General features: G+C 70.7%; 21 protein-coding genes. 7 read left to right on the top strand and 14 right to left on the bottom strand.

The window, feature by feature from the left end; all coding sequences use genetic code 11:
• Positions 1–93: 93 nt before the first annotated feature.
• Genes ABIC63_RS06335 through ABIC63_RS06345 form a run of 3 tightly spaced genes read left to right on the top strand, consistent with a single transcriptional unit; the run spans position 94 to position 3,223 of the window.
• On the top strand, positions 94–1,752 hold the full coding sequence (locus tag ABIC63_RS06335) for a hypothetical protein (protein WP_354319112.1): 1,659 nt from the start codon (positions 94–96) through the stop codon (positions 1,750–1,752).
• A gap of 57 nt (positions 1,753–1,809) precedes the next feature.
• Entirely contained in the window at positions 1,810–2,280 is a 471-nt protein-coding gene (locus ABIC63_RS06340; protein ID WP_294366228.1) for a CopD family protein, read from the top strand.
• Between the two features lie 46 nt (positions 2,281–2,326).
• Positions 2,327–3,223 (top strand): DMT family transporter, encoded by an 897-nt coding sequence (locus ABIC63_RS06345; protein WP_294366226.1) that lies wholly within the window; start codon positions 2,327–2,329, stop codon positions 3,221–3,223.
• On the opposite strand, the gene ABIC63_RS06350 is transcribed toward ABIC63_RS06345, so the two are convergent.
• Both ABIC63_RS06350 and ABIC63_RS06355 read right to left on the bottom strand, forming a co-directional pair.
• Positions 3,224–4,462: a CaiB/BaiF CoA transferase family protein gene (locus ABIC63_RS06350; protein WP_354319113.1), complete on the bottom strand. Its 1,239-nt coding sequence runs from the start codon at positions 4,460–4,462 to the stop codon at positions 3,224–3,226.
• A gap of 2 nt (positions 4,463–4,464) precedes the next feature.
• Entirely contained in the window at positions 4,465–5,664 is a 1,200-nt protein-coding gene (locus tag ABIC63_RS06355) for an acyl-CoA dehydrogenase (RefSeq protein ID WP_294366222.1), read from the bottom strand.
• A 207-nt stretch (positions 5,665–5,871) separates the two neighbouring features.
• On the opposite strand from ABIC63_RS06355, the gene ABIC63_RS06360 reads away from it, so the two are divergent.
• A complete protein-coding gene (locus ABIC63_RS06360) occupies positions 5,872–6,771 on the top strand; it encodes a LysR substrate-binding domain-containing protein (RefSeq protein WP_354319114.1) in 900 nt (299 codons plus the stop codon).
• Positions 6,772–6,789: 18 nt separating this feature from the next.
• Here the strand turns inward: ABIC63_RS06360 and ABIC63_RS06365 are convergent, their stop codons facing one another.
• Positions 6,790–7,770 carry a LysR family transcriptional regulator gene (locus ABIC63_RS06365; protein ID WP_354319115.1) on the bottom strand — a complete coding sequence of 327 codons (981 nt, stop codon included), beginning with the start codon at positions 7,768–7,770 and terminating at the stop codon, positions 6,790–6,792.
• Between the two features lie 125 nt (positions 7,771–7,895).
• Between ABIC63_RS06365 and ABIC63_RS06370 the strand changes: the two genes are divergently transcribed.
• Positions 7,896–8,879 (top strand): Bug family tripartite tricarboxylate transporter substrate binding protein, encoded by a 984-nt coding sequence (locus ABIC63_RS06370; RefSeq protein ID WP_354319116.1) that lies wholly within the window; start codon positions 7,896–7,898, stop codon positions 8,877–8,879.
• A gap of 25 nt (positions 8,880–8,904) precedes the next feature.
• On the top strand, positions 8,905–9,705 hold the full coding sequence (locus ABIC63_RS06375; protein ID WP_354319117.1) for an alpha/beta fold hydrolase: 801 nt from the start codon (positions 8,905–8,907) through the stop codon (positions 9,703–9,705).
• Between the two features lie 96 nt (positions 9,706–9,801).
• On the opposite strand, the gene proC is transcribed toward ABIC63_RS06375, so the two are convergent.
• From proC to ABIC63_RS06405, 6 genes are all read right to left on the bottom strand, one after another.
• Positions 9,802–10,617 carry a pyrroline-5-carboxylate reductase gene (gene proC / locus ABIC63_RS06380; RefSeq protein ID WP_354319119.1) on the bottom strand — a complete coding sequence of 272 codons (816 nt, stop codon included), beginning with the start codon at positions 10,615–10,617 and terminating at the stop codon, positions 9,802–9,804.
• A 320-nt stretch (positions 10,618–10,937) separates the two neighbouring features.
• Positions 10,938–11,291, bottom strand: a complete 354-nt coding sequence (locus ABIC63_RS06385) for an alpha/beta hydrolase (protein ID WP_114801753.1) — start codon at positions 11,289–11,291, stop codon at positions 10,938–10,940.
• Between the two features lie 235 nt (positions 11,292–11,526).
• On the bottom strand, positions 11,527–12,807 hold the full coding sequence (locus ABIC63_RS06390) for a biosynthetic peptidoglycan transglycosylase (protein ID WP_294366208.1): 1,281 nt from the start codon (positions 12,805–12,807) through the stop codon (positions 11,527–11,529).
• Between the two features lie 27 nt (positions 12,808–12,834).
• On the bottom strand, positions 12,835–13,413 hold the full coding sequence (xrtQb, locus tag ABIC63_RS06395) for an exosortase Q subunit 2 (protein ID WP_354319121.1): 579 nt from the start codon (positions 13,411–13,413) through the stop codon (positions 12,835–12,837).
• A complete protein-coding gene (xrtQa, locus tag ABIC63_RS06400; protein ID WP_354319122.1) occupies positions 13,400–14,284 on the bottom strand; it encodes an exosortase Q in 885 nt (294 codons plus the stop codon). The genes xrtQb and xrtQa overlap by 14 nt, the downstream gene beginning before the upstream one ends.
• Before the next feature lie 17 nt (positions 14,285–14,301).
• Positions 14,302–16,368 (bottom strand): VIT and vWA domain-containing protein, encoded by a 2,067-nt coding sequence (locus ABIC63_RS06405; protein WP_354319123.1) that lies wholly within the window; start codon positions 16,366–16,368, stop codon positions 14,302–14,304.
• Between the two features lie 344 nt (positions 16,369–16,712).
• On the opposite strand from ABIC63_RS06405, the gene ABIC63_RS06410 reads away from it, so the two are divergent.
• Positions 16,713–19,166, top strand: coding sequence for a penicillin-binding protein 1A (locus ABIC63_RS06410; RefSeq protein ID WP_354319124.1), 2,454 nt, complete (start codon positions 16,713–16,715; stop codon positions 19,164–19,166).
• A 69-nt stretch (positions 19,167–19,235) separates the two neighbouring features.
• Here the strand turns inward: ABIC63_RS06410 and ABIC63_RS06415 are convergent, their stop codons facing one another.
• The 5 genes from ABIC63_RS06415 to cueR form a co-directional block, all read right to left on the bottom strand.
• Complete coding sequence (locus ABIC63_RS06415; RefSeq protein ID WP_043118541.1) at positions 19,236–19,514, bottom strand: DUF2798 domain-containing protein; 279 nt, start codon at positions 19,512–19,514, stop codon at positions 19,236–19,238.
• A gap of 93 nt (positions 19,515–19,607) precedes the next feature.
• The gene (locus tag ABIC63_RS06420; RefSeq protein WP_294366195.1) at positions 19,608–19,997 is read right to left on the bottom strand and encodes a nuclear transport factor 2 family protein; all 390 of its coding nucleotides are present in this window, start codon (positions 19,995–19,997) and stop codon (positions 19,608–19,610) included.
• Between the two features lie 61 nt (positions 19,998–20,058).
• Complete coding sequence (gene creC / locus ABIC63_RS06425; RefSeq protein ID WP_354319125.1) at positions 20,059–21,606, bottom strand: two-component system sensor histidine kinase CreC; 1,548 nt, start codon at positions 21,604–21,606, stop codon at positions 20,059–20,061.
• Complete coding sequence (gene creB / locus ABIC63_RS06430) at positions 21,603–22,406, bottom strand: two-component system response regulator CreB (protein WP_294366192.1); 804 nt, start codon at positions 22,404–22,406, stop codon at positions 21,603–21,605. Before creB ends, creC begins: the two co-directional genes overlap by 4 nt.
• A 1,169-nt stretch (positions 22,407–23,575) precedes the next feature.
• Positions 23,576–24,022, bottom strand: a complete 447-nt coding sequence (gene cueR / locus ABIC63_RS06435) for a Cu(I)-responsive transcriptional regulator (protein WP_294366190.1) — start codon at positions 24,020–24,022, stop codon at positions 23,576–23,578.
• Positions 24,023–24,026 lie beyond the last annotated feature (4 nt).

A 24,026-nucleotide genomic window follows, 5' to 3' on the forward strand; every position in this document is an offset into this window, starting at 1 on the left:
GCCCGCATCGTAGGAAGGCCCGCCCCGGCCACCAAGCCCGCGGGGCCGCCCGCGCCGCACTGCTGTCACACCTGTCACATCGCCGTCTTCCCCATGCCATTGCCCTCCATCGACATCGAACTCAGCTCGCCCCAGTCGGTGGGCGGCCGGCCGGCGGCCTATCAATCGCTGTGGCTGCTGGTGCGGCTGCACCATGCGCAGCGAATTGGCGAGGTGGTGGCGCTCGATGCCCTGCGCGGGCAGGTGTCGTCCGCGCGAACCCTGCGCATGGTGGTCAGTCGCGCCTTCCGCGACTTCAAGGCCTGGGGCCTACGCGTGGGCTGGGGCCCGGACGCGGCGCGCGACCCGCGCTTCCTCAATGCCGAGGGCCGCAGCCAGGGTCCCTTCTGGCTGCCTGCCGCCGAGGCGCGGCGCCTGCGTCTGCGCGTCGACGAGCAGGTGGCCCGGCCGGCCGATGTGGCGGCGTTCCTGGGTCTTTCCGCATCGCCGCGGCGCGCTCGTACCAGCGCCGCAGAAGCACAGGCCAGCGCGGTGCAACTGCAGGACGCCCGCTTCTGGCACCAGCTCGCCGCCGCGCAGCAGGCCATGCGGCAGGGCCGCTGGGCCGCTCCGGTGCAAGGCCGGCGCGATGCCAAAGCGCCCACCAGCGCGCTGGCCGCCATGCGCCAGGCGGCCGACCTGGCCCAGGACGACTACCAGCGCGCGCTGGTCACGCTCAACGAGGCGCTGCTCTGGCGCCGCCTGGGCGACGACGCACAGGCCCGCAAGCGCCTGGCCGCCCTGCAACGCCAGCGCCTGGCCCGCCAGGTGGCCAGCCACGACTACCTGGGCGCGATGGCCGCCATCGTGGGCGCGTGGTGCAGCTACACCGCCCGCGATCTGCCGCAGGCCCAGACCCAGCTGGCCGCCATGACGCGCGATGCGCAGCAGGCGCCGCTGCTGCGCCACCATCCGCAGGTGCGCTTCGAGTGGAGCAACCTGTGGGCGCTCGCCTGCCGCTCGCGTGCGCTGGGCCTGGTCACCACGGACGCCGCCACCGCCACACTGCAGGCCGACGAGGCCATGCAGCACTTCGGCCGCGCCCTGGCCGCGGCCTTCGAATCGCATGCCTTCAACGCCGCCCAGCACGTGGCCGCCAACATGGGCATGGCCGTGTGGCTGTTCGACCGCGTGGGCCTGGGCGTGCAGGCGGCGGCGCAGGCACGCGGTGCGCAGGCGCGCCGGCATGCGGTGCAGTGGATCGCGTTCAGCGAATGGCTGTGCAGCCTGGCCGATGGGCAGGGCCGCTCGGCGTGGAATGCCATCTACCTGATGCGCATCGCTCGCGGCGACTGCCAGCCGCGCCCCGGCCTGCCATTGGCCGAGTTCGCGGCCTTGCGACCGCTCACGCCCCGCGCCCTTGCCGAAGAGAGCGCGGAGGACCGCCTCGCGCCCGGCCTGGACGGCCCCGCCATGCGCGGCGGCTGGGCCGGGGTGGCCGCGCAACATCTGGCCGATCACGACGCGGGCCAGCGCCGCTACCCCGGCCTGCAGCTGGCGGGCCTGCTGTTCGAGCAGGCCTGGTTCGCCGCCCATGGCCGCGACCTGGGCACCGCGGCCGCGGCCCTCGCCCGGCTGCGCGCCGTGCTGCCGCAGCTGGTGGCCAGCGACCGCGCCTACTTTCGCGACGTCTGGAACGACGCGCTGCCCGCCGAGCTGCTGGCGCTGGAGCCACCGCCACGGCGTGCCGTCCGACGCGCGGCAATGGGATGATCGGCCGACCCATGCCCTTCGAGGCATCCCCCACCTTCCCCCAGAACCCGACCCCCCATGAGCCCCACCATCCTCTACGCCCTGCTTCTTCTGCTGCATGTGCTCGCCGCCGCCTTCTGGGTGGGTGGCATGGCCACGCTGCACCTCGCCGTGCGGCCGGCCGCGGCCGCGCTGCTGGCCCCGCCGCAGCGACTGCCGCTGATGACCGCCGTGCTGCGCCGCTTCCTGATCGGCGTGGACATCGCGATCGCCACACTGTGGCTCAGCGGCTTCGCGATGCTGGGGCAGATGGGCGGCTTCGCGAACGCCCACTGGCGGGTGCATGCGATGGCGGGGCTGGCGGCGGTGATGACGCTCATCTACATCACCATCCGCGCCAGCGCCTTCCCGGCACTGCGCCGCGCGGTGGCTGCCCACCAGTGGCCCGAGGCCGGCGCGGCGCTCAACCGCATCCGGCTGCGCGTGGCCTTCAACCTGGTGCTGGGTGTGCTGGTCTTCGTCGTCGCGCTGCTGGGTCGCGCTGGATGAGGGCGCATTCGCACGCGCATCCCGCCTGGCACGGCGGGCCGGGTCGGTGAGCGGCACCTTCGTCGCCACCCGCCTGTCGGGCACGCTGCGCGGCATCGTCGCCATGCTGGCCGCCTGTGCCGCCTTCGGCGTGGTGGACGCCATGCTCAAGGTGCTGGGCGGCCACTTCGCGCCGGCCCAGGTGGTGGCGCTGCGGGGCTGGAGTTCGCTGCCCATGATCGCGCTGTACATCCTGTGTCGACGCGAGGGCGGGCAGGTGTTCCACCGCGGCATGCGCTGGCGCCTGCATCTGATGCGTGGCGTGCTCAGCGTGTTGATGCTGGTGCTGTACACCTCCGGTCTGCGCACGATGGGGCTGGGCGAAGCCTACACGCTGAGCTTCGTCGCGCCGCTGCTCATCAGCCTGCTCGCTGTGCCCCTGCTGGGCGAGCGGATTCAGCCACGGCACTGGGTGGCCATCGTGGCGGGCTTCGGCGGCGTGGTGGTGGCGCTGCGGCCGGACGGCGAGGCCTTCCTCACGACCGGCGCCCTGGCCGTGCTGGGCGCCGCCGCCTGCTATGCACTGAGCAATGTGCTGGGCCGTCTGGCCAGCCGTACCGAGCCGAGCAGCGCGCTGGTGTTCTGGACCACCGTCAGCCTGGCCGTGGGCGGCGGCGCACTGGCGCTGCCCGTGTGGACGCCCGTGTCCGCGCAGCATGTGCCGGCCATTGCGACGCTGGCCGTCGCGGGCTTCCTGGCGCAGCTGGCCATTTCGGAGGCCTTCCGCCACGGCCAGGCCGCCGCCGTGGCGCCCTTCGAATACAGCGCCCTGGCCTGGGGCCTGCTGCTGGACTGGCTGATCTGGCGCGCCACGCCCGACGCGTGGACGCTGGCGGGCAGCGCCATCATCATCGCCAGCGGGCTGTACCTGGTGCGGCGCGAGGCGCCGCGGGCGGCCGCCTGATCAGACGACCTGGCTGGACTTCAGCCGGGCGACCTCGTCGGCCGAAAAGCCCAGCTCCGCCAGCACCTCGTCCGTGTGCTGCCCCAGCGCCGGGGGCGCGCGGCGCAGCACGGGCGGCGTGGCGGTCAGGCGCAGCGGGCTGGCCACGCCGGTAATGGCTTCGATCCCGTCGCCCGCATCGCGCGGCAGCGTGACGGCCAGACCGCGCGCCTGGACCTGCGCGTCGCCGAAGGCCTGGCCGATGTCGTTGATGGGGCCGCAGGGCACGGCCTTGTCTTCGAGCAGGGTCACCCACTCGGCGGTGGTGCGGGTGCGGGTCACGGCTTCCATCAGCGCGATCAGCTCGGCGCGGTGCTTCACGCGCAGTGTGTTGCTGGCAAAGCGTTCGTCGGCCGCCCATTCGGCATGGCCGGCCGCCTCGCAGAAGCGCGCGAACTGGCCGTTGTTGCCGATGGCCAGCAGCATCGATCCGTCTTGCGTGGCGATGTCCTGGTACGGCGCAAGGCTGGGGTGCGTGTTGCCCTGGCGCTGCGGCGGCTTGCCGGTGTTGAGGAAGGCGGTGGCCTGGTTGGCCAGGATGGCCATGGAGACATCCAGCAGCGCCATGTCGATGTGCTGGCCCTCGCCGCTGGCCTCGCGCGCGCGCAGCGCGGCCAGGATGGCGGTGGAGGCATAGCAGCCGGTGAACAGGTCGATCAGCGCCACGCCCACCCGCAGCGGACCGCCGCCGGGCTCCGCATCCGGCCGGCCGGTGATGCTCATCATGCCGCTCATGGCCTGGATCATCAGGTCGTAGCCGGCCCGCTCGGCATAAGGACCGTCGTGGCCGAAGCCGGTCACGCTGCAGTACACCAGCCGCGGGTTGAGGGCCCGCAGGCTGGCGTAGTCCAGCCCGTACTGGGCCAGGCCGCCGGTCTTGAAGTTCTCGACCACCACGTCGGCCTCGGCCGCCATCCGGCGCAGGATCTGCTGGCCCTCGGCCGAGGCCATGTCCACCGTCATGCTCCGCTTGTTGCGGTTGCAGGCGGTGAAGTAGGTGGACTGCGTGGTGTCCTGGCCCTCGGCGTCCTTGAGGAAGGGCGGGCCCCAACTGCGGGTGTCGTCGCCCACGCCAGGCCGCTCGATCTTGACCACGTCCGCCCCCAGGTCCGCCAGGATCTGGGTGCACCAGGGGCCCGCGAGCACGCGGGACAGGTCGAGGACCTTGATGCCGTCGAGCGCGGCTGGGCTGCTGGGCATGCTCAGTTGCTGAATGCTGCAATACCCGTGATCGCGCGGCCGAGGATGAGCGCGTGCACGTCGTGCGTGCCCTCGTAGGTGTTGACCACCTCCAGGTTCACCAGGTGGCGCGCCACGCCGAACTCGTCGCTGATGCCGTTGCCACCCATCATGTCGCGCGCCAGGCGGGCGATGTCCAGCGACTTGCCGCAGTTGTTGCGCTTCATGATCGAGGTGATCTCGACCGCGGCGATGCCCTCGTCCTTCATGCGGCCCAGGCGCAGGCTGCCCTGCAGGCCCAGCGTGATCTCGGTCTGCATGTCGGCCAGCTTCTTCTGGATCAGCTGGTTGGCGGCGAGCGGCCGGCCGAACTGCTTGCGGTCCAGCACGTACTGGCGGGCGCGGTGGAAGCAGTCCTCCGCCGCGCCGATGGCGCCCCAGCTGATGCCGTAGCGGGCGCTGTTCAGGCAGGTGAAGGGGCCCTTGAGGCCCTGCACCTCGGGGAAGGCGTTCTCCTCGGGCACGAAGACGTCGTCCATGACGATCTCGCCGGTGATGGAGGCACGCAGGCCGACCTTGCCGTGGATGGCCGGGGCCGACAGGCCCTTCATGCCCTTCTCGAGCACGAAGCCTCGGATCGGGCCGACGGCGCCGCCTTCGCTCACTTCCTTCGCCCAGACGACGAAGACGTCGGCCACCGGCGAGTTGGTGATCCACATCTTGTTGCCCTTGAGGCGGTAGCCGCCGTCGGTCTTGTAGGCGCGGGTGGCCATGCTGCCGGGGTCGGAGCCGTGGTCGGGCTCGGTCAGGCCGAAGCAGCCGATGAACTCGCCGCTGGCCAGCTTGGGCAGGTACTTCTGCTTCTGCGCCTCGGTGCCGAATTCGTAGATGGGCACCATCACCAGCGAGGACTGCACGCTGGCCATGGAGCGGTAGCCGGAATCGACGCGCTCCACTTCGCGGGCGATCAGGCCGTAGCAGACGTAGTTGAGGCCGGGGCCGCCGTACTGCTCGGGGATGGTCGGGCCCAGCAGGCCCAGCTCGCCCATCTCGCGGAAGATCGACAGGTCGGTCTTCTCGCCGCGGAACATCTCGAGCACGCGCGGCGCCAGCTTGTCCTGGCAGTAGGCATTGGCCGCCTCGCGCACTGCGCGTTCGTCGTCGGTCAGTTGCTGGTCGAGGAGGAAGGGATCGTCCCAGTGGAAGGCGGCTTTGGTGGCCATGGCGTGCGGTCTCCGTGCGCGTGAGCGGCTGCAGGTTGCGGGGGATGCGCGGCATCGTACGCCCGGCGCCAGCGGCGGCGCAAACGAGAAATCGGCACCCAGGCATGCGCGTCCCTCATATCTCGCGACAATGTGCCGCGGCTCAGCTGTGCGGAGAGCCGTCATCAACTATGTAGCGACGGCATACCTTCACCGTTGAACTGGACCATGCGACGCAAGATCCCCTCCACCCAGGCGCTGGCCTGCTTCGAGGCCGCGGCCCGGCACGAGAGCTACACCCGCGCCGCCGAAGAGCTGGCTCTGACGCAAAGCGCCGTCTCGCGCCAGATCGGCGCGCTGGAGGCCTTCATGGGCCTCGCGCTGTTCCGCCGCACCCGCCACGGCGTGCAGCTCACGGCGGCCGGTGCCGACTATGCGCGGCAGATCCGCCGCCAGCTCGACGCCATGGAGCGCGACACCCTCGACGCCATGGCCCGCCAGGGCGCGGGCGGTTCGCTGCAGCTGGCGGCGGTGCCAACGCTGGCCACGCGCTGGCTGATCCCGCGGCTGCCGCTGCTGGCGAAGGCGCATCCGGACATCACCGTCCACATCGAGACGCAGACGCGGCCCTTCCTCTTCAACGACACGCCCTTCGATGCCGCGCTCTACACCGGCACGCCGCAGCAGGCCGCGACCTGGGCCGGCACGCGCCACACGCTGCTGCGGCACGAGGAGGTGGTGCCGGTGTGCTGTCCCGCGCTGATGGAGGGCCGCACCGCCCTCACGCCCGCGCAGGTGGCGCGCCTGCCGCTGCTGCAGCAGAGCACCCGGCCCGACGGCTGGCGGCAGTGGTTCGAGGCGCAGGGCGTGGACAACCCGCGCGGCGGCGCCGGGCCGCGCTACGAGCTCTTCTCGATGCTGGCGGTGGCGGCAGCGCACGGGCTGGGCATCGCGCTGCTGCCGCCGCTGCTGATCGAAGCCGAACTGGCCCGCGGCGAACTGGCCATCGCCTGCCCGCGTCCGCTGCGCGGCGAACGCAGCCACTACCTGGTGGAGCCGGCGGTGGACGATGCGCGGCCGGCGCTGGCCTTGTTCCGGCAGTGGCTGGTGGCGCAGGCGGCAGGCTGAGAGGCAGGCTGCGATCGCTCAGCCGTCCACGCGCCCGCGCAGGAAGTCGCTGAGCGCCGAGGCCGCCTCACCCATGCCCGACTGTGGCTGCAGGAGGCCGATGGGCTCGATGGCGGCCATGTCGGCCAGCGGCAGCTCGCGCAGCTCACCGGTGGCCAGCCAGGGCCGCGCCAGGTTCAACGGCAGCAGTGCCAGCAGCGGCTGGTGGCGCAACAGCCAGCCCATGAGCGGCAGCGAGCGGGTGCTGACCGGATAGATCGGCGGCGTGCGGCCGAAGCGCTCGCACAGCGCGTCGAAATGCCCCCGCGCGGCCACGCCGGCAGGCAGCAGCAGCCAACGATGGGCCGCCAGCGCTGACCAGGCCTGTTCGGCGGGCAGATCGGCCACGGTCGACGTCCCGAAGCTGGGCGGATTCGTCAGCAGCGGATGGTCCGCACCACAGACGACGGCAAAACGGTCTTCGCGCAGCGCGTGGAATTCCCAGCCCTGGGGCATGGCGCCCGGCCGGCGGCAGACCACCAGATCGACCTCGGCACGGGCGATGGCCAGCAACTGGTCCTCGCCCTCAGCCTCGGCCAGCTGCACCCGGATGGCCGGCTGCGCCTGCGCGAACGCGGGCAACGCATCCACCAGCACGCCGTGGATGGCGGAGACCGACGCGAGCACCCGCACGAAGCCCAGGCCCTGGCGCCGCCGCGCATCCACCGCGCCCGCCACGTCGGCCATGCCCAGCATCAGCTGACGGGCCACGGGCAGCAGGTCGGTGCAGGCGGGCGTGGGCCGCACGCCGCGGGCGTGGCGCTCGAACAGGCGCACGTCGAGAAGCCGTTCCAGATAGGCCAGCGTCTGGGTGACGGCGGACTGCGTCATGCCGATGGCATCGGCCGTGCGCTGCACGCTGCCCAGTTCGGCCAGCTGGAGCAACACCTGCACATGGCGGAACTTGCCGCGGGAAAGCAGGCGATTGAGCAGGGTGGAAGCCGGAGGTGGAGGGGTCATGCCATCGCAAAGTCTAATGACCAGCCACCCGATTTAATTGGTCACTGATCGCTGGGACGATGAAGATGCCGGCTCGATCCGCAGACACACGAGCGCGTTCACGCGCCATCCCAGGAGACATGACCATGCATTCCTTCGATCGCCGGCGCGCGCTCGCCACGCTGGGCGCCCTGCTCGCCACGGCCACCACGGCGCAGGCCCAGGGCAGCGCCGACTGGCCCAGCCGCCCCATCCGCATCATCGTGCCGGCCCCGGCCGGGGGCCCCTATGACCGCACCATCCGACCGCTGGCCCAGCACATGAGCCAGGTGCTGAAGCAGCCGGTGGTGATCGACAACAAGGCCAGTGCCGGCAACATCGTCGGCACGCAGATGGCCGCCGCGGCGCCGCCGGACGGCTACACGCTGGTGGCCACCGGCATGCTCAACACCATCGCCCAGTCCATGTACGACGGCATCGGCTTCGACATCGTGCGCGACTTCGAGCACATCGGCACCATCGGCGAAGGTGCGCAGTGGCTGGTGGTGCGGCCCGACGCCGGCGTCAAGGACTTCGCCGACCTCCTGCAGCAGGCCAGGCGCGAGCCCGGCAAGTTCGACTACGCCAGCTCGGGTGCCGGCAGCACCGGCCACCTGGTGATGGAGCAGCTGCAGCGCGCCACGGGCGTGAAGCTGACGCATGTGCCCTACAAGGGCGGCGCACCCGCCCTGCAGGACGTGCTGGCGGGCGTGGTGCCGCTGACCGTGATTCCGTTGAACAGCGCGCTGGCTCCGGTGCAGGCGGGCAAGCTCAAGGTGCTGGCGGTCTCCAGCGCGCAGCGCAGCCCGCTGGCGCCGCAAGTGCCCACCTTCGCCGAACTGGGTTATCCGCAGCTGACGATCAGCGCCTGGATCGGTCTGTCCGCGCCCAAGGGCACGCCCGCGCCGATCGTGCGCCGGTTGCATGCCGCACTCGCGGCCGCGCAGGCCGACCCGACCACACGCAAGCAGCTGGAGTTCGAGGGCATGACCGCGCTGTCCACCACGCCGGAACAGTACGCGCAGCTGGTGCGCAGCGATACCGAACGCTGGGGCCAGCTGGTCCGCAGCCTGAACCTCAAGGCCAACTGAGCCTCCTCCCTTCGCCTTTCCGACCATGCCCTTCGTCACTTCCCACGGCCGCGCCATCTACTACGAACGCCAGGGCGACGGCCCGGCCATGCTGTTCTGCCATGGCGCCGGCTCCAATGCCGCCACCTGGTGGCAACAGCTGCCCGCGTTCACGTCCCGATACAGCTGCCTGACAATGGACATCCGCTGCTTCGGCCGCTCGGCCGCGCCGCTGGCGGAATTCGACCTTGGGCTGTTCGTGGACGACGTGATCGCCATCCTCGACCACGAGGGCATCGACCGTGTGAGGCTGGTGGGCCAGTCGCTCGGCGGCATGATCGGGCTGAAGCTCGCCCTCTCGCATCCCGGGCGGGTGGCAGCCTTCGCGGCCTGCGACACGTCGATGGCGGTGGACCATCCCGTGCTGCTGGACATCCTGGCCACGCGCCAGCTGTCGCAGAAGGCGGTGAGCATCGAGCAACGTTCCCTGGGCCGCTGGTTCCTCGACAACGAACCCGAGAAGGCCGCGCTCTACGCCCAGATCAACCACTTCAACCCCAGCGCCCATTCGATTCCCGCCAGCGACTGGGGTGCGGCACTGCAGGGGCTGATGGCGCCGGACCGGCTGATTCCACTGACGGCGCTGGAATCGCTGGCCTGCCCCACGCTGTTCGTGGTGGGCGACCAGGATCCGATCGTCCCGCTGGCCGTGGCCCGCGAGTTCCATGAGCGCGTGGCCGGCAGCGAACTGGTGGTGGTGGCCGATGCGGGGCACTCGGCCTATTTCGAACAGCCGCGCGCGTTCAACACCGCGGTGCTGGACTTTCTGGCGCGGCGCGCGATCTGAGCTTCCAGCGCTTGCGTTCAGCCCGCGGCCTGCGGGCCGGCCGCATGCCGCTTGACGAGAGCCGCAGGAGTCGCGAGCCGCAGCGCAGACGTACGCTCAGCCGCCCGCCGAGAGTTCGACGGCGCGCCGGTGCGCCGCCTGGGCCGCCTTCTTCACCAGCACTCGCAGCGCCTCCCCCTCTTCGAACACGGCGATGGCCGCCGCCGTGGTGCCGTTGGGCGAAGTGACGGCGCGCCGCAGGGCCGCGAAGTCGGCGTCCGGCTGGTGCTGCAGCGCGGCGGCGCCCCAGGCCGTGTCGGCCGCCAGGGCACGGGCCAGTTCGGGCGACAGGCCGAGCGCCATGCCGGCCTGCGCCAGCGCCTCGCTGAACAGGTGGTAGTAGGCCGGACCGCTGCCGCTGATGGCGGTGACGAGGTCGATGTGCGATTCCTGGTCCACCCAATGCGCGCTGCCCACGGTGGCGAACAGGGCGCCGACCTGCTCGCGCCGGGCCTCGTCCACGCCGGGCGCGGCGTAAAGGCCGGTGCAACCGGCGCGCAGCATGGCCGGTGTGTTGGGCATGACGCGGATGACCGGCGTGCCCAGGGGCAGGGCTGCTTCGAGCGTGGCGACGGTGACACCGGCGGCCACGCTCACCACCACGGCCTGGGCCAGCCAGTCGGCGGGCAGGGCGCGCAAGGCGTCGGCCGCCATGGCCGGCTTGACGGCCACGACCACCAGGTCGACACCGCCCGCCGCATCGCCCGCCGATTGCAGCGACTGCACGCTGGCATGCCGGCCGGGTACCGGCGCAGCGCCTTCAGGCAGAGGCGCGGGATCGATGGCCATCAGGGTCTGGATGCGACCGCTGTCGCGCCAGGCCTCGCCGAGGGCGCGGCCCATGTTGCCGTAGCCGAGGAACAGGACTTTCATGAGGGGTGCCGTGAGAAGGAGGGGAGGAAAGGGGTCGGTCGGCATTGTCGTGCGCCCCGCGCCTGCCGCTTCCTGCCGCCGGCCCCGCCGGCTGCTCACCGAGGCCTTGCCCACAACGAAAAAGCCGGCACGCTTTCACGTGCCGGCTGCAGTCAGGCGCCTCCCAGGCCCCATCCCGGACCTCTTTCACAGGCGGTGCCCGCCTGAGGGGACGAAGACGAACCCGGTGTCAGGCCCGGTCCGCCTCCATCCCGTTCTGCCGGGGTTCGCCACGCGCGGCCGATCCCTCAGGAATCGCACGGCGTGGCGTGGCGGCCTGATTACAGGCCGGCCTTGCGGTAGACGGACAGGCTGCCCTGGGTGTACTGGGCCGGGATGGTGCTGTTCACGAAGGCCTTGGAGTCCAGGTTCCAGGTCGGGCTGTGGGCAGCGGCGACGGCTTCGGCCTGCACGGCGGCACGGCTGCGGGGAGCGGCCGGGGCCACGGCGACCTGCTGGCCGACGTATTCCAGGTTCTGCTCGGCGCGAGCGGCCTGCACAGCCTGGGCGTTCACTTCGGCGCGGCTGAAGGCCGACACGGGGGCGATGACGCCTTGGTATTCCTCGGCGCTGGCGCCGGCAACAGCGGCGAACGACAGAGCGGCGAGGGCGATGATCTTCGAGGTCTTGGTCATGATTTTTCTCCTAAGCAGAGCGTTGAACAGAGCGGGCGGGGCACCTGCCTCACCGGCTTCGGGTCTGCGTTCAATCGCTGGCCCGTGAGATGAATTGTGGACCGTTGAGCTAGGGAAAACCCTGGTCGTTGCCGAACGCGCTGTTCACGATCAGGAAACAATGAGGCCAGGCAGCCTGTGGGATTGTTCCTACGTCGCCCCGCCTGGCGCGGGGGGCGGCCCCCAGCCGTGGCATTCAGCGCGCGGGCGGGGAGGGCGGCAGGTTGCCCGGCCAGGGGTAGCGCGCCTGCGTCACATTGCGCAGCAGGGCCTCGCGCTGGCCGCGGCTGATGCCGCGGATGCCCTCGGCCACCCACTGCACGCGCTGCGGGTCCAGGCTGCCCTCACGCTGCCAGCGCTCGGCGGCGGCGCTGGGCGCATGCAGCATGGCCGCCAGCCAGACCGCCTGGGCCGGCTCCAGCCGCGCCGCCGGGCGGCCGAAATAGAAGCGCGCTGCCGCCTCGGCGCCGCAGACCCGGCCCCAGGGCGCATGGTCCAGGTACAGCTGCAGGATGCGCGCCTTGCCCAGCTGCTGCTCCATGTCCACCGCGTAGAGCAATTCGCGCAGCTTGCGCTGCAGGCTGCGCTCGCTGCCGGTCACCAGCACCTTGGCCAACTGCTGGGTGAGCGTGCTGCCGCCGCGCTCGACCGCACCCTTGTGCTGGTTGCGGTCGAAGGCGGCCTGCAGCTCGATCAGGTCGAAGCCGGGATGCTGGAAGAAGCGCTGGTCCTCCGCCGCGATCACCGCGCGGGCCAGCCAGCTGTCGGCCTTGAGCTGGGCGGAAGGCCCGCACTGGCTGCGCGCATTCAGCAGCGCCTCGGTGCCCAGGCCCTCCACGGTGAAGCCGCTGATGCGCGGCTGCAGCCCCAGCGTGCCCGAGGGCAGCTGCACTTGCAGGCGGCCCGACGCCGTGCCGCCGATGCGGGCGCGCTCCAGCTCGGGCAGGCCCGTGGCCAGCACGGCATACCAGCGCGCGATGGGTGCCTCGTCGAAGCTGGCATCGATGTGCAGGTCACGCTGCGTGAGCCGGCCCTGCCAGCGGCCGTGCAGGCTTTCGGTACTCGCGCTGGCTGGCACCGCGTCGAGCTCGCCGCGCAGCACATCCACGTCGCGCCGTGCTGTCAGGCGCAGCTCGGTCAGCTGAAGCGGCTGCGAGCCCATCGCCGCGAGCCCGAGGCGACAGGGCGCGCAGCGCAGGCCGAGTTGCGTACGCGGGGCGTCCCAGTGCAGGTCGATGGGGCCCTGGGCCGTCTGCAGCCGGCGGCCGTCCAGTCGCGGCGCGATCCAGGACGAGGTGGCCAGCCGCAGCACCGTGGGCACGCCCACCGGCACCGTGAAGGGGCCGACGCGCCAGTCCACCGCCCATTCGTCCTTCGCCGGCGCGAGCGCGATGCGCACCACCGCCACGGCCGCCACCGCTGCCGTCAGCAGCAGGGCCAGCAGGCCCCACAGCAGCAAACGCAGCCCCTTGTTCACATCGCGTCCCGTTGTCTGTCGTGTCGTTCATGGCGGCGAGACCACGGTCACCGCCGTCCAGGGACCGGCGGCGCTCGCGCGCCAGCTGGCCCAGTACCAGGCGGAAGTGTCGGTGAAAGATCGGCCGGCGGCATCCTCAATGCGCTCGCACACGCGCTGGGTGCTGCTCCCCGCGCGCTCGGCGTGGAAGCAGCGCCACAGCCGACCGCGCGCATCGTGTTCGAGCCGGGCCTGGAGGATGCGGTAGCCCAGCGCGCGCCAGCAGTCCTCGGCCGGATGCAACAGGCGCGTGGGACGCTCGACCTGCCGCATCACCAGCACCTGCCGGCCGCCGGTGAAGCGGGCGATGTGGCCGGGAAAGTGGCGGACGAAGCGGGCTTCCACCTCGCCCAGCGCCTGCGGCCTCAACGGCACGCCGTCCCAGGTGGCGGGCCATTCGGGCGAGGCCGCATGGGACGAAGACGGCACGACACCGTCCTGCGCCAGCGGCCAGAGGCTGGCCACCAGGCTCACCACCAGCACGAGCGCGAACGCCAGCTTGTGCAGCACCCGGTGCGCGAAGTGGTTGCGCCATGGCGAAGGCGCGAAGACATCAGGCCAGCGCATGGCGATCCTCTCCGAGGGCAAGGCCCTGCGGTGCCGCGCGCAGCATCCGCCGCCCGATGGCACCGCACACCACGGCGAGCAGCGCCAGCCCCAGCGCCTGGTGCAGCAGCGGCCCGGGCGCATGGCCGGCGCCCTCCAGGCCCACCAGCAGGGCATTGCGCAGCACATTGCCGCCGAGCACCACCAGTCCGACCACGGGCAGCCGGCGCAGGAAGGCGCGGTCGTCCATCCGCGTCATGAACAGCGCCACCACGCAGGCCGTGAAGTAGCCCATCCACACCATCTGCACGCCGGAGCAGGGCGCATCCACGATCACCAGCCGGCCATCGACCCACAGGCTGCTGCCGGCACGCTCGACGACGAAGAACGGCGCCAGCAGCCAGCGCGCCGCCTCGGCCGTGACCAGCCGCAGCGGATAGCCCGCATAGAACTGCAGCGAGGACAGCAGGGGCAGGGCGAGCACCGCCAGGCCCAGCACCGGCAGGGCAGGCTGCCCATTGGGCAGAAAGGCGAGCAGCACGCAGGCCAGGGCCAGCACGGCCAGCAGGCCGGTGGCCAGCGGCGGCAGCGCAACGCCGGCCCGCAGCAGCGAAGAGGCCAGCACGCCGAACGCCGCCACGGACAGCAGCCCCAGCCGCGGCGAGGCACGCAGCGACCGCCGACCCTGCCAGGCGAACAGGCCCAGCGCACCCAGTGCCAGCAGGCCCAGCGGATCGTCCGAACGGTCCAGCATGCGGGCGCCCATCCAGCCCCAGGTGGGCCAGAGCACCAGGGCGGTGGCCAGCAGCCACAGCACAGGCGGCAGGCGGTCGAGACGGATCGCCGCCTCCAGGCTGCGGGGATGGCGGCCCGCCCAATCGACGAGGTTCATTGGCGTTGCTCCCTCGATCAGGCGGTCATGCGCCGCGCGTCGTGCCGACGCAGCCGGCGGCGCAGCATGGCGAGCATGCCCAGCGCCACGGCCACGGCACCCAGCGTCTCGGGCTCGGGCGTGGCGGGCACCGGCATGCCCAGCGCGAGTTCGCTCACGCCTTCGGGCAAGGGTTGCGGCTGGTCGACCGTCGTGCCGGCATCGCCCGTGCCGCGCACCACCTGGTCGACGGCGATGAAGCTGGTGTAGGCGGTGAGCAGGCTGTACTTGAGCCCCAGCGCGGTGATGGCCTCGCGCTGCTGGCCGCTGCCTTCCAGGCCCTCCTGGTCGTCCAGCGCCGCGATGCGGTCGCGGGCCCACAGGGCGCGCAAGGCCGTGGCCTGAGGGGCCAGGCTGCCTGCGTCCACCGGCAGCACCTGGCGCCACGGGCCTTCGGCGCTGCGGCCTTCCACCACCAGCTGGCCGCGCGGCGTGCCGCGCCACTTGCCGAACAGCACCACGGGCCGCTCGCCCAGCACGTCGGGCAGCCGGGCCGGTTCCACGTCGTACACCTCCAGGCCGTCGAAGCGCGCCTTCAGGCCGGTGAGCACCGGCGACTCCACCATGCGGCGAAAGCGTGCTGCCTGTTCGGGCGCCTGCCGTTCATCGGTGATGACGAAGGGCTCGCCACGGCCGGCGCGAGCCAGACCCTCGATCAGGTGCCGGTTGACCGAGGAGCCGATGCCGAAGGCGAACAGGTTGGCCTGGTCCAGATGCTCGCGCACCAGCGCGAAGGCCTCGCGCTCCACGGTGACATAGCCGTCGGTCACCACCACGATGCTGCGCGAAACGCCCTCGGCCTTGGGCTGGGCATAGGCCTGGCGCAGCGCCGGGATGAGCTCGGTGCTGCCGCCCCCCTGGATGTCAGTGAGCGTCCTGAGCGCCCGCTCGATGTTGGGCCGTGTCGCCGGCACCGGCCTGGGCGACAGCATGCGGTTGCTGCCGGCGAACAGCATCACGTTGAAGGTGTCGCTGGGCCGCAGGCCGCCGATCAGCCGGTCGAGCAGGGCGCGCGCCGTGTCCAGCGCAAAGCCGTGCATGGAGCCGGAGATGTCCACCACGAAGAGGTAGTCGCGCGGCACGATGCGCTCGGCGGCCACGGCGCGCGGCGGCTCGACCATCGCGAGGAAGAAGTTCTCCGCATCCGGCCCGCTGCCCGGATAGAGCATCAGGCCCGACTGGATGCGCTCACCGGCGAGGGCGAAGTCGAGCACGAAGTCGCGGTTGGCCAGCGGCCGGCCATCCTCGCGCAAGGTGAGGGCGGCATGCCGGTCGTCGGGCCCGGGTCGGATGGCCAGCGCATGGCTGGACGAACGGATGTCCGCCAGCGGCAGCGGCGCATCGAGGCTCAGCTTGAGCGAGAAGGCCGCGGCACTGGCCGTGCCGGCGGGCAGCGTGGGCTGGGCGCTCCACGGTCCCCCGCCACCACCGGTGCCCACGTAGCGCGGGCCCACCACGGTGGGGTAGACGAACTGGTAGCGGCCCGACTGCGGCAGCAGCAGCTCGCTGTAGCGCAGTTCCACACGCACCTCGTCGCCCGGCCGGATGTTGGCCACGTTCATCTGGAAGACGTTGGGCCGCTCGGCCTCGAGCAGCGCAGCCGTCTGGCCGGCCTGCTTCGCTTCCTGGTATTCCAGCCGCGCCTGCTGCTTCTCGCGGATCTGCGCGGTGATCAGCCGTTCGGCGATGCGCACGTTCATTCCACCGACGGCGGCGCGCGTGGAGCCGGGAAAGACGTAGCGCGCCTCCAGCGTGCGCTCGCCTTCGTTGCGGTAGGTCTGCGTCACCCGCACGTCGGCGATGACACCGGCGATGCGCACGTCGACGTCGGTGCGCTTGAGGGGCAGGCGGTCGGTGCCGGGGGTGTCGCTTTGCACCACCAGATAGGGACTCGCGGTGGCATCGTTGCCAGCCTCCTGTGCAAGGACAGGCCGGCACACCAGCAACGCAAAGGCGGCCAGCGCCATCAGCGCCGTGAACGCCCACAGGCCGCAGCCGCGGGCTTCGGGACTGCGCCGGCGGCGCCAGGACAAGTTCGGATTCATGGTCGGTTCCTTCCTCGGGGTGTGCGATGGGAAGGACTGTCCGCGCGGCATCCGAAGCCAGAAGGAAGGGCCGATGAAGCCCCACGCGCCATGTGAAGCCTGTGTGAAGTCCGTGTGCAGCGCCCTTCAGCCTCCTTTCAAGATCCGCGGCGACGATGGCCCTGCCGACGGCGTGGCACCCGCCGCACCGAGAATGCTGCCGCCGTCCGACAGCGTGGCTGCCGTGACAGCGCGAGGCTTGCGCGCCTGCCGGCGTGCAGGCAACGCCTTGTTACGGCGGCCTTCCGGCGGGCGGGCATGCTCGCGTTCCCTCCCGCCGGCCGACCTCTTCCTGTTTCTTTCCCATGTCCTTCAAAGACCGTCTGTCCGATCCCCGCCTGCGCCGAGCCGCCAAGTGGACCGCCATCGGCAGTGCCACCGCGGTGGTCTGCGGCGCCGCCATCGTCGGCATTGCCGCGGCGCTGATGTCGCGCCAGCTTCCCGACGTGAGCACGCTGCAGAACTACCAGCCCAAGCTGCCGCTGCGCGTGTTCACCGCCGACGGCGACCTGATCGGCGAGTTCGGCGAGGAACGCCGCCAGCTGGTGCCCATCGACAAGATCCCCAGGGTGCTCAAGGACGCGGTGCTGGCCACCGAGGACGCGCGCTTCTACCAGCACGGCGGACTCGACACCATCGGCCTGGCGCGGGCGGTGGTCTCCAACGCGCTGCACGGCGGCGTGCGGCAGGGCGCGTCGACCATCACGCAGCAGGTGGCGCGCAACATGTTCCTCAGCTCGGAGCGCACCTTCAGCCGCAAGCTGAAGGAAGCACTGCTGGCCTGGCGGCTGGAGGACGAGCTGACCAAGGACCAGATCCTGGAGATCTACCTGAACCAGATCTACCTGGGCAACCGCGCCTACGGCTTTGCGGCCGCCGCCCAGACCTACTTCGGCAAGCCGCTGCAGGACATCACGGTGGCCGAGGCCGCCATGCTGGCCGGCCTGCCCAAGGCGCCCAGCAGCAACAACCCCATCGCCAACCCGCGCCGCGCGGTGGCCCGCCAGCAGTACGTGATCAGCCGCATGGTCGAGACCGGCTACCTGAGCCAGGCCGATGCCGAGAAGGCGCGCCAGGAGCCGCTCAAGCTGCGCGACGCCGCCGAGCCATCGGGCCTGCATGCCGACTACGTGGCCGAGATGGTGCGCCAGCAGATGGTGGCCAAGTACGGCGACGACACCTACACCAAGGGCTTCAAGGTCTACACGACCATCACGCGCAACGACCAGGGCTCGGCCTACGAAGGCCTGCACGAGGCCATCGTCGACTACGAACAGCGCCAGCCCTACCGCGGCCCCGAAGGCTTCGTCGAACTGCCCACCGACAGTGCCGATGTGGACAACGCAGTGGACGATGCGCTCTCGGACAAGCCCGACAGCGGCGGCATGATGGCCGCCGTGGTGCTGGAGGCGGGCCCGCGCAAGGTGGTGGCGGTGCGTGCCAACGGCGATTCGGTGGAGATCACCGGCCGTGGCCTGCAGGCCGTGCAGCGCGGCCTGGTGGAGAAGGCGGCCGAGCCGCTGCGCATCCGCCGCGGCAGCATCGTGCGCATCGCCCGCACCGGCCCGCAGAACAGCTGGGAAGTGACCCAGCTGCCGGAAGTCGAAGGTGCCTTCGTGGCGATGGATCCGCGCGACGGCGCCGTCAAGGCGCTGGTGGGCGGCTTCGACTTCAACAAGAACAAGTTCAACCATGCCACGCAGGCCTGGCGCCAGCCGGGCTCCAGCTTCAAGCCCTTCATCTATTCGGCCGCGCTGGAGAAGGGCTTCACGCCCGCCACCATCGTCAACGACGCGCCGCTGTCCTTCGACGCCGCTGCCACCGGCGGTGCGCCCTGGGAGCCCAAGAATTACGACAACACCTATGCCGGCCCGATCACGCTGCGCCAGGCGCTGGAGCAGTCGAAGAACGTGGTGACCATCCGCGTGCTGGACGCCATCACGCCCGCCTATGCGCAGGAATGGATCACGCATTTCGGCTTCGCGGCCGACAAGCATCCCGCGTACCTGACCATGGGCCTGGGCGCCGGCTCGGTGACGCCGCTGCAGATGGCCGCGGCGTACTCGGTGTTCGCCAACGGCGGCCTGAAGGTGGAGCCGCGGCTGATCGCCCGCATCACCGACGCGCGCGACCAGGTGCTGGAGGACACCCCGCCCAAACCCGGCGACGAGGCCGGCCGCGTCATTCCCGCGCGCAATGCCTTCGTGATCGACACGCTGCTGAACAGCGTGGTCAAGAACGGCACCGCCCGCCGCGCCTACGGCACGTTGCGCCGCGACGACCTGTACGGCAAGACGGGCACCACCAACGATTCGCACGATGCCTGGTTCGCCGGCTTCCAGCCGAGCCGCGTGGGCGTGGCCTGGATCGGCTACGACACGCCGCGTCAGCTGGGCGTGCGCGGCGAGACGGGCGGCAGCCTGGCGCTGCCGGCCTGGACGCGCTACATGCAGGGCGCGCTCAAGGGCGTGCCAGTGGCCAAGCTGGACGTGCCGCCGGGCGTGACCAACGCCAGCGGCGAATGGATGTACGACGAATACGCCAACGGCCAGGGCGTGCAATCCCTCGGGGTGGAAGCCGCCCTGACGCCGATCACGCCGGTGGAGGTGAACAGCGGCGCCCCGACGACCGGCCCTGCGCCGTCGTGGGGCAACCAGCCGGTCATCCCGGCCATGCCCGGCCAGCCAGCCCAGCCTGGGCAACCTGCAGCGCCTGCGCAGCCGGACGAGCGCAACCGGATCCTGAATATGTTCCGCTGACGCGCCCCGCGCCGCTTGCCCCGACAACCCGGCCTCGGCCGGGTTTTTTCATGGCACGCGGCTGCGTCGTCAGCGCAGGTCGACCACCAGCCCGGTCAGGCGGCGCACCGTGGGTAGCAGCACCACGACCAGCGGAAAGGCCACCGCCCAGGACAGCATCCAGGCGCCCAGCCAGAGATGCAGGAAATCGGGCGTCCAGCCCGCGCCGCGCAACGTGCTGATGGCCGACACGACGCCGCTCATCAGAAGCGACAGCAGGAGGGGCACGACGATGGCGGCACTGCGTGCCGGCAGCTTGGGAATGCCGGCCACGATGGTCGGCCGCGAAGAGGGAGAGGATGCACGCATGGGAGAGAGGGGAGAACGCGGCCCGCGGGCCTGGATGACTCCGGCCATGCAAATGCCGGGCCGGCGCAGGCCCGAATCGGGGCGCCCCCACCCTCAGTCAGCGGACGCCGCTGGCGTTCCCTGGTGATAGCGCAGCTGCCACGCCAGACCCTCGCGCTTCCACAGCGAGACCCGCAGCGTCTGCAACAACGGGCCGCCGTCGGCCGCCCGCTGCGCCGAGCGATAGCTGAGCAGTGCCAGATCCGGCGCCAGCCGTTCCAGCCGGAAGTCGCTGGAATGCACCGCCGGCGGCGTCAGCACCTGCGACAGGTAGCGCACGACAGTGGCGCGGTCGTAGGGCCGGCCGGAACGGCCCACCTCGTGGAAATCGGCATGGAGCAGGGCCTCCAGCCGCCCCGCGTCGCAGGGCGTGCCGGGATGGTGCAGTTCCACCTCCAGTTGTTGCAGGTGGGCGCACAGGTCTTGGGGGTCGTCGGGGGTCATGGCGGCGTGGATCGTCGGCAGGCGGGGAAGGTGCGGGTTGGCGGACATCGGCCGGGTCGCCTCATCGCAGCTGCCCACTGATCAGCGGCAAGGTCAGCGTGGCCTGCGCGCCACCGCCTTCCGCATTGCCGAGCGCGATGCTGCCACCGTGCAGCGCCGCGATCTCGCGCACGAAAGCGAGGCCCAGGCCGGTGCTCTTCTTCTGGCTGTGCGGCCGCGCCAGCGAATAGAACTTCTGGAAGACCTGCGCCTGCGCATAGGCAGGGATGCCCGGCCCCTGGTCGCGCACCGCGATCACGCCGCGCCGGCCCTGCAGCCGCAGGCTGAGCCGCACGGTGCCGCCCTCGGGCGAGAAGTCGATGGCGTTGTCCAGCAGGTTGCCCACGGCCTGTCGCAGCAGCAGCGGGTCGCCGTCGGCATGCACCTCGCCCAGGTCCTCGCGCAGGCCCTGCACGTCGATCACGACGCCACGGCGCGCGGCGGCCGGCGCCACGCCCTGGGCGGCCTCACGCAGCAGGGCGCCCAGGGCCACGGGCTGCACCTGGTCGAGCACGCGGCGCGTCTCCAGGGCCGTGAGTTCCATCATGCGGTCCACCAGCTGCTGGATGCGCTCGCTCTCGCGGCCGATATTGGCCAGGAAGCGCACGCGCTCCTCGGGCGGCATGCCGGCTTCCTGCAGCAGCTCGGCGGCGCCGCGGATGGCCGACAGCGGGCTCTTGATCTCGTGGGTGAAGGTCTGGACGTAGTCGGCCACGTAGTTGCGGCCGGTGAAGGCGTCGCCCATCTCCTGCACGGCGCCGCGCGCCATGGCGGCGGCACGCCGCAGCATGCGCAGCGGATGGAAGCCACGCTGGGTGCGCAGCCAGCGGATGTAATCGGCCGTGAGGCCGAAGGGGCGCACCAGCCACACCGAGACGATCAGCGCCAGCACCAGCAATGCCGCCGCCGAGCCGGCACCGACCCAGATCACGCGCTGGCGGGCGTCCTGCACGAACTGGCCGAAGCTCTGTACCGGCTTGCCCACGCCCACCATGCCGACGATCTCGCCCGCCCAGCGGATGGGCGCCCCCACATAGAGCACCGAACTGAGCGGGTCGGACTCCACGTCGCGCGTGGCGCGGGCGCCATAGCCACCTGCCAGCGTGCGGCTGACGTCGATCCAGCGCGAATAGTCGGCGCCCACGGCGCGCGTGGCGCGGGCGCCATAGCCACCTGCCAGCGTGCGGCTGACGTCGATCCAGCGCGAATAGTCGGCGCCCACGGCGCGGCCGGTGGAGTCGTAGATCACCCGGCCGCTGCGGTCGGTGACGTAGACCCGCAATTCCACCTTCTGCTTGTGCAGGTTGTAGATCTGGGCCGAGAACTCGCGCGCATAGAGGGCGCGGAACAGCGGCTCCAGCCGCCGGGTGTCGATGGCGCCGGCGATCACGTCCTGCTCGACCAGCGTGGCCATGAGCTGGGCGATCTCCACCTGCGCTTCCTCGGCCGATTCGCGGTAGCGCGGATCGATGTCGCCGACCACCCGCCACAGTAGCCAGGTGATACCGGCCACGTAGATCAGCAGTACGGCCAGGAAGATGCGGGTGCGCCGGCTCGGCGAACGCCTCATGGAACGAGGGACGTGGAAGGCGGCAGGTCTTCGTGCAGCGCGTAGCCGGTGCCGCGGTGGGTGCGGATGGCCTCGACCTCGGGCGCCACCGCGCGCAGCTTGGCGCGCACCGTCTTGACGTGGGCGTCGACGGTGCGGTCCAGGCTCTCGCTGTCGCCGCCCCAGACGCGGTCGAGCAGCTCCTCGCGGCTGAACACGCGGCCCGGGCGCTGCACCAGCAGGCGCAGCAGGCCGAATTCGTAGCGCGACAGCTCGAGCACGCGGCCGTAGTAGCGGATCTGCAGGCGTTCGTCGTCGACCACGAAGGGCAGGGCGGGTGCCTGCGGCGCCGTGGCCAGTGTCGTCACCGGCATCGAAGGCACCGGACCCGCCCGCTGGCTGCGCCGCAGGATGCCCCTCACCCGGGCCACCAGTTCGCGCGGCGAAAAGGGCTTGGCGATGTAGTCGTCGGCTCCCAGCTCCAGCCCCACCACGCGGTCGATCTCGTCGGTACGCGCCGTGAGGAAGACGATGGGCACGTCCGCCGCGCCCGGCAGGGCCTGCAATCGCCGGAAGAGATCGAAGCCGTTCATGTCGGGCAGGCCGATGTCCAGGATGGCGAGCGCCGGCGGCTCGGCGGCGAATTCCGCCAGGGCTGCGCCACCGGTGGCACACCACACCGGCGCAAAGCCGTCGCTGCGAAGCACGTACTGCACCGTGTCGGCGATGCCCGGCTCGTCCTCCGCCACCAGGATGCGCGGCCGAACCCCGACCGATGGCGCGGTCGGGGCCGTGGCAACGGCAGGGGGTGGATTCGGCATGGGGGCGGATCGTAGCGGTGCGGACGCAGGGCACCCAGCGATTTCGGAAAGACCGTGAATTGCGCTTTGACGCCCGGCGCAGGAGTTGTCCTGACTTTGTTCTTTTCTTTTATTTCAACATTAGTCGTCATAGATAAGGATGCACCCGGCCTGTGGATAACCATGGTTTTCCCCGGCCTGCCAAGGATTTGGCGCCGAGCGACGGATGTGGGCAACCCTGCGTCCGTGCTGTTGTGGGCGGGCGAACAACCTCGGCCGAAGCGCCCTGGCTGTGGATAAGACGGCGCTTGTTCCACAGCCGTCCCCAGAGTTGTTCTTTGACAGGACGTCTGCTTTCTGGCTGCCAAGCGCCGATACCGGCTCAAACTATGCACTGCCAAAAAAATGAGCAGCCCAAAGATACTTGTTGTAAATCAAAGAGTTGCGATGGCTTTACAAGGCAGTCCGACAGTTGCCCACAAAGTTGTCCAACGAATATGGGGACAGACGGCGGTTTCGGCGTCCCCCAGCCGGCGTCGCTTCGGTCGTTCTCCATCGGACCGGTTGCGGCGCGCCATCGGATCGGCGCGCCGCGACATCTCCACTTTTTTTTGCGGGCGCCCGTTGTCCCGGTTTTCCTTCCTTCATCTTCAATATCTGAATAGTCGTAATAGATAAGGAAGCCACCGGCGTGTGGAAAACCCACAAATCCCTCGGCCGGACAGGCATTTGGCCTTCCTTGGCCCATGTGGGCAGGGTTGCTTCGTGGATGTCGCACCGATGGGGACAAATGCCGGCCGTCCGTCCTCGGGTGTGGATAACCGGGCAGTTGTGCCGGATTCATCCCCACAGTTGTCCTTTGACAAGGGGGGTGCAAATGTGGGATTGGGCTCTGGACGCCTTAAATATGCACTGCTGATTATTTGTGCAAATTGTTGAAAATCCATTGATATCAAGGACTTGCAGTGGCTTTACAAGACAACGCGCGAGTTGCCCACAAAGTTATCCAGTCCAGCTGGGGAGAAGCGGATAACACGGCGTCTTGAGCGCCGTCCGGGGGGTAGGGCGGCCGCTTTTCCACAAACGGAGGCTTTCCGCGGCTTCGCGCAAGCGTTCGTGTGGCGTGATCGAGAGACACGATGGGCACATTGCCCGGCCGGATCACCGGGCCTGGGCGATCCGACGCGTGTTCAGCGCGGTAGGCCGCTTCCTGCCAGGTCTTCGAGGATGGGGCAGTCGGGCCGATGGTCGCCCCGGCAGCCATGGACCAGGTGGGCGAGCGTGCCGCGCATGGCCTGGAGTTCGGCAATGCGCCGGTCCAGGTCGTCCAGGTGGGTGCGGGCAATGCGCTTCACCGCCGCGCTCGGGCGGCTGCGGTCATGCCAGAGGCCGACGAGCTGCTGGATCTCGTCGATGGAGAAGCCCAGGTCGCGGGCCCGCTTGATGAAACGCAGGGAATGGACGTCGGCATCGCCGTAGAGGCGATAACCGGCGTCGGTGCGCGAGACGGCGGGCAGCAGCCCCAGCGTCTCGTAGTGGCGCACCATGCGGGCCGACACGCCGGAGCGGGCGGCGGCCTGGCCGATGGTGAGCGGTGGGGCCGTCGCTGTGGACGGCGAGGAGGAACGGGGGGCCACGGCC

Origin of the sequence: Pseudacidovorax sp. 1753, from assembly GCF_040544975.1 — a bacterium.
Taxonomy (GTDB): Bacteria; Pseudomonadota; Gammaproteobacteria; order Burkholderiales; family Burkholderiaceae_C; genus Xenophilus.

Bases quoted from the DNA above. Each gene is read 5' to 3' on its own strand.
- ABIC63_RS06335 (WP_354319112.1), top strand. From the start codon at position 94: ATGCCATTGCCCTCCATCGACATCGAACTCAGCTCGCCCCAGTCGGTG.
- ABIC63_RS06340 (WP_294366228.1), top strand. From the start codon at position 1,810: ATGAGCCCCACCATCCTCTACGCCCTGCTTCTTCTGCTGCATGTGCTC.
- ABIC63_RS06350 (WP_354319113.1), bottom strand. From the start codon at position 4,462: ATGCCCAGCAGCCCAGCCGCGCTCGACGGCATCAAGGTCCTCGACCTG.
- ABIC63_RS06355 (WP_294366222.1), bottom strand. From the start codon at position 5,664: ATGGCCACCAAAGCCGCCTTCCACTGGGACGATCCCTTCCTCCTCGAC.
- ABIC63_RS06360 (WP_354319114.1), top strand. From the start codon at position 5,872: ATGCGACGCAAGATCCCCTCCACCCAGGCGCTGGCCTGCTTCGAGGCC.
- ABIC63_RS06365 (WP_354319115.1), bottom strand. From the start codon at position 7,770: ATGACCCCTCCACCTCCGGCTTCCACCCTGCTCAATCGCCTGCTTTCC.
- ABIC63_RS06370 (WP_354319116.1), top strand. From the start codon at position 7,896: ATGCATTCCTTCGATCGCCGGCGCGCGCTCGCCACGCTGGGCGCCCTG.
- ABIC63_RS06375 (WP_354319117.1), top strand. From the start codon at position 8,905: ATGCCCTTCGTCACTTCCCACGGCCGCGCCATCTACTACGAACGCCAG.
- proC (WP_354319119.1), bottom strand. From the start codon at position 10,617: ATGAAAGTCCTGTTCCTCGGCTACGGCAACATGGGCCGCGCCCTCGGC.
- ABIC63_RS06385 (WP_114801753.1), bottom strand. From the start codon at position 11,291: ATGACCAAGACCTCGAAGATCATCGCCCTCGCCGCTCTGTCGTTCGCC.
- xrtQb (WP_354319121.1), bottom strand. From the start codon at position 13,413: ATGCGCTGGCCTGATGTCTTCGCGCCTTCGCCATGGCGCAACCACTTC.
- xrtQa (WP_354319122.1), bottom strand. From the start codon at position 14,284: ATGAACCTCGTCGATTGGGCGGGCCGCCATCCCCGCAGCCTGGAGGCG.
- ABIC63_RS06405 (WP_354319123.1), bottom strand. From the start codon at position 16,368: ATGAATCCGAACTTGTCCTGGCGCCGCCGGCGCAGTCCCGAAGCCCGC.
- ABIC63_RS06410 (WP_354319124.1), top strand. From the start codon at position 16,713: ATGTCCTTCAAAGACCGTCTGTCCGATCCCCGCCTGCGCCGAGCCGCC.
- ABIC63_RS06415 (WP_043118541.1), bottom strand. From the start codon at position 19,514: ATGCGTGCATCCTCTCCCTCTTCGCGGCCGACCATCGTGGCCGGCATT.
- ABIC63_RS06420 (WP_294366195.1), bottom strand. From the start codon at position 19,997: ATGACCCCCGACGACCCCCAAGACCTGTGCGCCCACCTGCAACAACTG.
- creC (WP_354319125.1), bottom strand. From the start codon at position 21,606: ATGAGGCGTTCGCCGAGCCGGCGCACCCGCATCTTCCTGGCCGTACTG.
- creB (WP_294366192.1), bottom strand. From the start codon at position 22,406: ATGCCGAATCCACCCCCTGCCGTTGCCACGGCCCCGACCGCGCCATCG.